Consider the following 7,094-nt stretch of genomic DNA (forward strand, 5'->3'; position numbering starts at 1 on the left):
ATGCAAGATATTGAATTTACTGAAGAACAGGTAATGATTCGCGACATGGCCCGGGACTTTGCCCGTGGCGAAATCGCGCCCCACGCCCAGGCCTGGGAAAAGGCCGGCTGGATCGACGACGCCCTCGTCGCCAAGATGGGCGAGTTGGGCTTGCTGGGTATGATCGTGCCCGAAGAATGGGGCGGCACCTACGTCGACTACGTGGCCTACGCCCTGGCGGTGGAAGAGATTTCCGCCGGTGACGGCGCCACCGGCGCCCTGATGAGTATCCATAATTCAGTCGGTTGCGGGCCAATCCTCAACTACGGCTCACAGGAACAAAAGGAAACCTGGCTGGCGGAACTGGCCAGCGGCCAGGCCATCGGGTGCTTCTGTCTGACCGAACCCCAGGCCGGTTCCGAAGCCCACAACCTGCGTACCCGCGCCGAACTGCGGGACGGCCAGTGGGTGATCAACGGCGCCAAGCAGTTTGTCAGCAACGGCAAGCGCGCCAAACTGGCGATCGTGTTTGCGGTGACCGACCCGGACCTGGGCAAGAAAGGCATCTCGGCATTCCTCGTACCGACCAGCACCCCGGGCTTCGTGGTGGACCGTACCGAGCACAAAATGGGCATTCGTGCCTCAGACACCTGCGCCGTCACCCTCAACCAATGCACGGTGCCGGAAGCCAACTTGTTGGGCGAACGCGGCAAAGGCCTGGCCATCGCCCTGTCCAACCTTGAAGGCGGGCGCATCGGGATTGCCGCCCAGGCGCTGGGCATCGCCCGCGCCGCCTTTGAAGCGGCGCTGGCCTACGCCCGTGACCGGGTGCAGTTCGACAAGGCAATCATTGAACACCAGAGCGTGGCCAACCTGCTGGCCGATATGCAAACCCGCCTGAATGCGGCGCGCTTGCTGATCCTGCACGCGGCCCGACTGCGCAGTGCGGGCAAGCCGTGCCTGTCGGAAGCGTCCCAGGCCAAGCTGTTTGCGTCAGAAATGGCCGAGAAAGTGTGCTCTTCAGCGATGCAGATTCATGGGGGTTATGGCTATCTGGAGGATTACCCGGTGGAGCGTTACTACCGGGATGCGCGAATTACCCAGATTTACGAGGGCACCAGCGAGATTCAGCGGATGGTGATTGCCAGAGCGTTGAAAAACTACCCGCTGTAACAGGTATTCCCAGAACCAATGTGGGAGCGGGCTTGTTCGCGAAGGCGGTGGATCAGTCGATGCATCGGGTGACTGTAACACCGTCTTCGCGAGCAAGCCCGCTCCCACATTTTTGATCTTCAGCGTTTCAGGACAGTGTTTACTTGTCCTTGAACTCCGGCGCACGCTTGGCCACAAACGCCGCCATGCCTTCCTTCTGATCCAGTGTGGCAAACGCCGCATGGAACACCCGGCGCTCAAAGCGCACGCCCTCGGACAGGCTCACTTCAAACGCGCGGTTGACGCTTTCCTTGACCATCATGCTGATGGGCACCGATTTGCTGGCAATCAGGGTCGCGACTTTCAATGCTTCGTCCAACAGCTCATCCGCCGGCACGATCCGCGCGACAATCCCGCAGCGCTCCGCTTCCACCGCATCGATAAAGCGCCCGGTCAGGCACATTTCCATGGCCTTGGCCTTGCCTACGGCGCGGGTCAGGCGCTGGGTGCCGCCCATGCCCGGCAGCACGCCGAGGTTGATTTCCGGCTGGCCAAACTTGGCGTTGTCGCCCGCCAGGATGAAGTCGCACATCAAGGCCAATTCACAGCCCCCGCCCAAGGCGAAGCCGTTGACCGCCGCAATGATCGGCTTGCGGCGGTTAGCCACGCGATCGCTGTCGCTGAACAGGTCGTCGAGGTAGATCTGCGGGTAGGTCAGCTCGGCCATTTCCTTGATGTCGGCGCCGGCGGCAAAGGCCTTTTTCGAGCCGGTGAGCACGATGCAGCCGATTTCCGGATTGGCCTCCAGGCTGTCCAACGCGTGGTTCAGCTCACTGACCAGTTGTGCGTTCAAAGCGTTCAGCGCTTGCGGGCGATTGAGAGTGATCAGCCCGACACGGCCCTGGATGTCCAGCAAAATGGTTTCGTAACTCATAGATACTCCTCAGAGATTGCGTGAAATGACCATGCGTTGAATATCGCTGGTGCCTTCGTAAATCTGGCAGACCCGCACATCGCGGTAGATCCGCTCCAGGGGAAAGTCGCTCAGGTAACCGTAACCGCCGAGGGTTTGCAAGGCTGCCGAACAGACCTTTTCGGCCATTTCCGAAGCAAACAGCTTGGCCATGGACGCCTCCACCAGCGCCGGCTTGCCGCTGTCACGCAGGGCGGCGGCGTAATGCACCATCTGCCGCGCCACGGCGATTTGCGTCGCCATGTCCGCCAGGCGGAAGGCCACGGCCTGGTGCTCGATGATCGGCTTGCCAAAGCTTTCCCGCTCGCGGGCGTAGTCCCGGGCCGCCTTAAACGCCGCCCGGGCCATGCCCACCGCTTGCGAGGCAATGCCGACGCGCCCGCCTTCGAGGTTGGCCAAGGCGATCCGATAGCCTTCACCCTCCTCGCCCAAACGGTTGGCCACCGGCACTTTCAAGTCCTCAAACAGGATCTGGCAGGTGTCGGAGGCATGCTGGCCGAGTTTGTCCTCGACCCGCGCCACGCTGTAGCCCGGCGAGTCGGTGGGCACGATAAAGGCGCTGATACCGCGCTTGCCGGCAGCCGGATCGGTGACCGCAAACACAATCACGATCCCGGCGTTTTGCCCGGAGGTGATGAACTGTTTGCAGCCATTCAGTACGTAGTGATCGCCCTCCAGCCGGGCACGGGTTTTCAGACCGCTGGCGTCGGAACCGGCCTGGGGCTCGGTCAAGGCAAAAGCGCCGAGCATCGCGCCGCTGGCCAGGGGCTTGAGGAACTGTTCCCGCTGTTGGTCGTTGCCGAATTTGAGGATCGGCACACAGCCCACCGAGTTGTGCACGCTCATGATGGTGGAGCAGGCGCCGTCGCCGGCGGCGATCTCTTCCAGGGCCATGGCGTAGGCCAGGTAGCCGGTGTCGCAACCGCCCCACTGTTCCGGGACCAGCATGCCGAAAAAGCCCAGCTCGGCCATTTCGCCGATGGCTTCCTTGGGAAAGCGATGCTCGCGGTCCCACTCGGCGGCGAACGGCTTGAGCCGTTCCTGGGCAAATTGCCGGGCGGCTTCGCTGATTTGCAGTTGTTCGTCATTCGGGAGCATAGGTGGTCCTTAATACAGGCATTCAACGGCCATGGCCGTGGCTTCACCGCCGCCGATGCAGATCGCCGCAACGCCGCGCTTGAGGCCTTTCTGGCGCAGGGCCGAGAGCAGGGTCACCAGGATCCGCGCGCCGGATGCGCCAATCGGATGGCCCAGGGCACAGGCACCGCCGTGGATATTGACCTTGCTGTGGGGAATCTCCAGCTTGCTCATGGTCACCAGGCTGACCACGGCAAAGGCTTCGTTGATTTCAAACAGGTCGACTTCGTCGAGGTTCCAACCCGTCTTGCTCATCAGCTTGCGGATCGCCCCCACCGGCGCCACCGGGAACAGGCCAGGCTCGTCGGCAAATGCCGCGTGGCCATGGATCACCGCCAGCGGCTTGAGCCCGCGCTTGTGCGCTTCAGACTCGCGCATCAGCAACAACGCCGCCGCTCCGTCGGAAATCGAACTGGAGTTGGCCGCCGTCACCGTACCGCCTTCGCGGAAGGCCGGCTTCAAGGTGGCGATCTTGTCCAGCTTGGCTTTAGGCGGCTGTTCGTCGTGGGTGATGGTTTTCTGTTCCTTGCCCACGGTGACCTGCACCGGAACGATTTCGGCGATGAAGTTACCGTCGGTGATCGCCTGTTGCGCTCGGGTCAGGGAAGCAATGGCAAACCCGTCCTGGGCTTCACGGGAAAAGCCGTTGTGCTCGGCGCAGTCTTCGGCAAAGGTGCCCATCAGGCGGCCCTTGTCGTAGGCGTCTTCAAGGCCGTCGAGGAACATATGATCGAGTACCCGGCCGTGGCCCATGCGGTAACCGCTGCGCGCGCGGTCCAGCAGGTACGGCGCGTTGGACATGCTCTCCATGCCACCGGCGATGACCACTTCCACGCTGCCCGCCAGCAGCGAGTCATGGGCCAGGATCGTGGCTTCCATGCCCGAGCCGCACATCTTGTTGAGGGTGGTGCAACGGGTGGATTTATCCAGGCCTGCACCCAGCGCCGCCTGGCGTGCAGGTGCCTGGCCGAGGCCGGCGGGCAGTACGCAGCCGAACAGCACTTCATCCACGGCATCGGAAGCAATACCGGCGCGCTCGACCGCCGCACGAATCGCCGCAGCGCCCAGTTGCGGAGCGGTGAGGCCTTTGAGATCGCCCTGGAACCCGCCCATTGGGGTGCGTACGGCGCTGACAATAACGATGGGATCAGTCATGAAAAATCTCCTTATTTGGCCGCCATGCGCAAGGCACCGTCGAGACGGATCACCTCGCCGTTGAGCATGCTGTTTTCAATGATATGCCGCACCAGCGCGGCGTACTCGCCTGGCTTGCCCAGGCGCGGCGGGAATGGCACACCGGCGGCGAGGGACTCGCGCACTTCCGGGGTCATGCCAGCCATCATCGGGGTTTCGAAAATGCCGGGGGCAATGGTCATCACCCGAATCCCGTAGCGCGCCAATTCACGGGCGGCCGGCAGGGTCAGGCTGGCGATCGCGCCCTTGGAGGCGGCATAGGCCGCCTGGCCGATCTGGCCGTCAAACGCCGCCACCGACGCCGTGTTGATGATCACACCGCGCTCGCCATCGGCATTCGCCTCGGTTTCAGCGATAGCCGCCGCCGCCAGGCGCAGCAGGTTGAAACTGCCGATCAGGTTGACGTTGATCACCTGGGCGAAGTTGGCCAGAACGTGAGGGCCATTTTTGCCAAGGATCTTCTCGCCGCGAACCACACCGGCGCAGTTGACCAACCCGTGCAAACCACCAAAGGCCGCCACAGTGGCCTGTACCGCCGCTTCGGCGGCGGCTTCCTGGCTGATATCCGCGACTACGCTGCGGGCCTGCTCGCCGAGCTTTTGCGCCTGGGCCGCCACGGCGTCAGCGTTCAAATCCACCAGCATTACCTTGGCACCGGCCGCTACCAGCATCTCGGCTGTGGCCGCGCCGAGGCCTGAAGCGCCACCGCTGACCAGAAAAACCTTGTTCTCAATCTGCATCACTGTTTCCTTGAAGAGTGGGTCACGCCGTGGCCGCCTGGGCCTTGGCAATTTCCTGATTACGCAAAATGAAGCGTTGCAGCTTGCCGCTCGGGGTCTTGGGCAGCTCGCTGACAAATTCGATTTCCCGTGGGTACGAGTGCGCCGCCAGGCGCTTGCGCACATGCTGGCGCAGCTCTTCGGCCAGGGCCGGCTCGGCGCGGTATTGCTCGCTGAGCACCACAAAGGCTTTGACGATCTCCGTTCGTTCCGGGCATGGCTTGCCCACCACCGCGGCTTCCACCACTGCCGGATGCTCGATCAATGCACTTTCCACATCGAAAGGGCCGACTCGATAACCGGAGGTGGTGATCACATCGTCACTGCGCCCGACAAAGCTGATACTGCCGTCGGGGTTCAGCTCCACCGTGTCGCCGCTGAGGTAGTACTTGCCGACGAAAGCCTTGGTCTTGACCCCGTCGTAGCCGGCGAACCAGCACATCGGCGATTGTTCGCGGTCGATGGCGAGGATGCCTGGCTGGCCGGCGGGCAGTTCCTGATGGTTATCGTCCAGTACCACGATGCGGTGGCCTGGCGAGGCAAAGCCGGCGGAACCCACGTGCACCGGATGCTCCAGGCCGTGGTGGTTGCACAGCACCATGCCCAATTCAGTCTGGCCGTAATGGTCATGGATGGTCACGCCGAGGTTGTCGGCGAACCAGCGGATTACTTCCGGGTTCAATGGCTCGCCGGCGCTGCTGACAATGCGCAGCCTGCCCTTGATCGACTTGGCGAACTGCTCGCCGCCGGCAATCAAAAGGCGGTAGGCCGTGGGCGATCCGGTGAGGTTGGTGATCCCGTATTTGTTGATGACGCGGCAGGTGCTTTCGAGGGTGAACGGGCCGTCGTAGAAGGTGATCGGATGGCCCATGGACAAGGGGCCGGTCACGCCGAAATAGATGCCGTAGGCCCAACCCGGATCGGCGACGTTCCAGAACGCGTCTTCGGGGCGCAGGTCGACTGCGTCGCGGGTGTAGCTCTGGAACGCGACGATTGCCTTGAGCGGCACGGCCAGGGCTTTCGACGGGCCGGTGGTGCCGGAGGTGAACATCAGCAGGAACGGGTCGTCGGCGCCCAGCAATACGGGTTCGCAGAGGTTGGAATAGTTGGGCAGTTCGGCCCAGAAGCTGAAATCGCCGCGCACGATGCCTTCGCCGTTGGGGCCGGCGACGGTGACAATGGTTGGGCAGTCGGCCACTTCATTGAGTTTGGGGCGGTTCACGGCGTCAGTGACCACCAATGCTGCGCCGGAGGTGTTCAGGCGGTGTTCGATGGCCTTGGGGCCGAAGGCGGTGAACAGCGGCTGATAGACCGCGCCGATGCGCCAGGTGGCGAGTACCACTATCAGTAACTCGGCGGTGCGTGGCAGGAGGCCTGCTACCTTGTCGCCGCGCTTTACGCCTTGGGCCAGGAGGAAGTTGGCGAAGCGTGCGGCCTGGTCCTGCAATTGGGTGAAGGTGACGGTGGCGCTGCGGCCGTCCTTGCCCTCCCAGAACAGCGCGATGCGGCCGGGTAAGGCGTGGCGGTCGCAGCATTCGACGCAGGCGTTGAGGGCCTGCAGGTTGCCCGACAAGGCGGTGTCGACGGTGTGTTGGTAGTTGAACTGGGTGGTGGCAGCCGAGTAATCACGCATCGCTTCAAATCCCTGTGTTTTCTTATTTTCAGGATGGGTACGTAGACCGATGAAATAGTCGCTCTAGAGCGGTGGGTGGGCAATGGTCAAAGCTTTCAACTTGGTTGACTGGTTTGGCCAATGGGGGGGCTTTTTTTGGGGTGTGTGTATATCCGTTATTTAGGTAACGGCCGCTGTTGGTTCCGCCCTTACGGCGGCTCACTTTTGAACAGCGCAAAAGTAAGCAAAACGCTCTTGCCCCACCACT

Annotated in this window: 6 protein-coding genes; 1 reads left to right on the forward strand and 5 read right to left on the reverse strand. The window is 62.5% G+C overall.

All coding sequences use genetic code 11. The annotated features are described in order from the left end of the window. Window positions 1–1,152 (forward strand): acyl-CoA dehydrogenase family protein, encoded by a 1,152-nt coding sequence (locus tag LIY45_RS09280; protein WP_226476086.1) that lies wholly within the window; start codon window positions 1–3, stop codon window positions 1,150–1,152. Between the two features lie 139 nt (window positions 1,153–1,291). Here LIY45_RS09280 and LIY45_RS09285 read toward each other — a convergent pair whose 3' ends face one another. From LIY45_RS09285 to LIY45_RS09305, 5 genes are read right to left on the reverse strand one after another with little or no spacing between them, the layout of a single operon-like run. Beyond that, window positions 1,292–2,065 carry an enoyl-CoA hydratase gene (locus LIY45_RS09285; protein ID WP_226476087.1) on the reverse strand — a complete coding sequence of 258 codons (774 nt, stop codon included), beginning with the start codon at window positions 2,063–2,065 and terminating at the stop codon, window positions 1,292–1,294. 9 nt (window positions 2,066–2,074) lie between these two features. Next, on the reverse strand, window positions 2,075–3,202 hold the full coding sequence (locus tag LIY45_RS09290) for an acyl-CoA dehydrogenase (RefSeq protein ID WP_226476088.1): 1,128 nt from the start codon (window positions 3,200–3,202) through the stop codon (window positions 2,075–2,077). Window positions 3,203–3,211: 9 nt separating this feature from the next. Further along, window positions 3,212–4,396, reverse strand: a complete 1,185-nt coding sequence (locus LIY45_RS09295) for an acetyl-CoA C-acyltransferase (RefSeq protein WP_226476089.1) — start codon at window positions 4,394–4,396, stop codon at window positions 3,212–3,214. Window positions 4,397–4,407: 11 nt separating this feature from the next. Further along, window positions 4,408–5,175: an SDR family NAD(P)-dependent oxidoreductase gene (locus tag LIY45_RS09300; protein WP_063030093.1), complete on the reverse strand. Its 768-nt coding sequence runs from the start codon at window positions 5,173–5,175 to the stop codon at window positions 4,408–4,410. A 22-nt stretch (window positions 5,176–5,197) separates the two neighbouring features. After that, the gene (locus tag LIY45_RS09305) at window positions 5,198–6,847 is read right to left on the reverse strand and encodes an AMP-binding protein (protein WP_226476090.1); all 1,650 of its coding nucleotides are present in this window, start codon (window positions 6,845–6,847) and stop codon (window positions 5,198–5,200) included. Window positions 6,848–7,094 lie beyond the last annotated feature (247 nt).

This window comes from Pseudomonas sp. MWU16-30323, from assembly GCF_020515595.1.
Taxonomy (GTDB): Bacteria; Pseudomonadota; Gammaproteobacteria; order Pseudomonadales; family Pseudomonadaceae; genus Aquipseudomonas; species Aquipseudomonas yamanorum.

What these genes read in the sequence shown, in the direction of transcription:
- LIY45_RS09285 (WP_226476087.1), bottom strand. Translation starts at nt 2,065, where the DNA reads ATGAGTTACGAAACCATTTTGCTGGACATCCAGGGCCGTGTCGGGCTG.
- LIY45_RS09290 (WP_226476088.1), bottom strand. Translation starts at nt 3,202, where the DNA reads ATGCTCCCGAATGACGAACAACTGCAAATCAGCGAAGCCGCCCGGCAA.
- LIY45_RS09300 (WP_063030093.1), bottom strand. Translation starts at nt 5,175, where the DNA reads ATGCAGATTGAGAACAAGGTTTTTCTGGTCAGCGGTGGCGCTTCAGGC.
- LIY45_RS09295 (WP_226476089.1), bottom strand. Translation starts at nt 4,396, where the DNA reads ATGACTGATCCCATCGTTATTGTCAGCGCCGTACGCACCCCAATGGGC.
- LIY45_RS09305 (WP_226476090.1), bottom strand. Translation starts at nt 6,847, where the DNA reads ATGCGTGATTACTCGGCTGCCACCACCCAGTTCAACTACCAACACACC.
- LIY45_RS09280 (WP_226476086.1), top strand. Translation starts at nt 1, where the DNA reads ATGCAAGATATTGAATTTACTGAAGAACAGGTAATGATTCGCGACATG.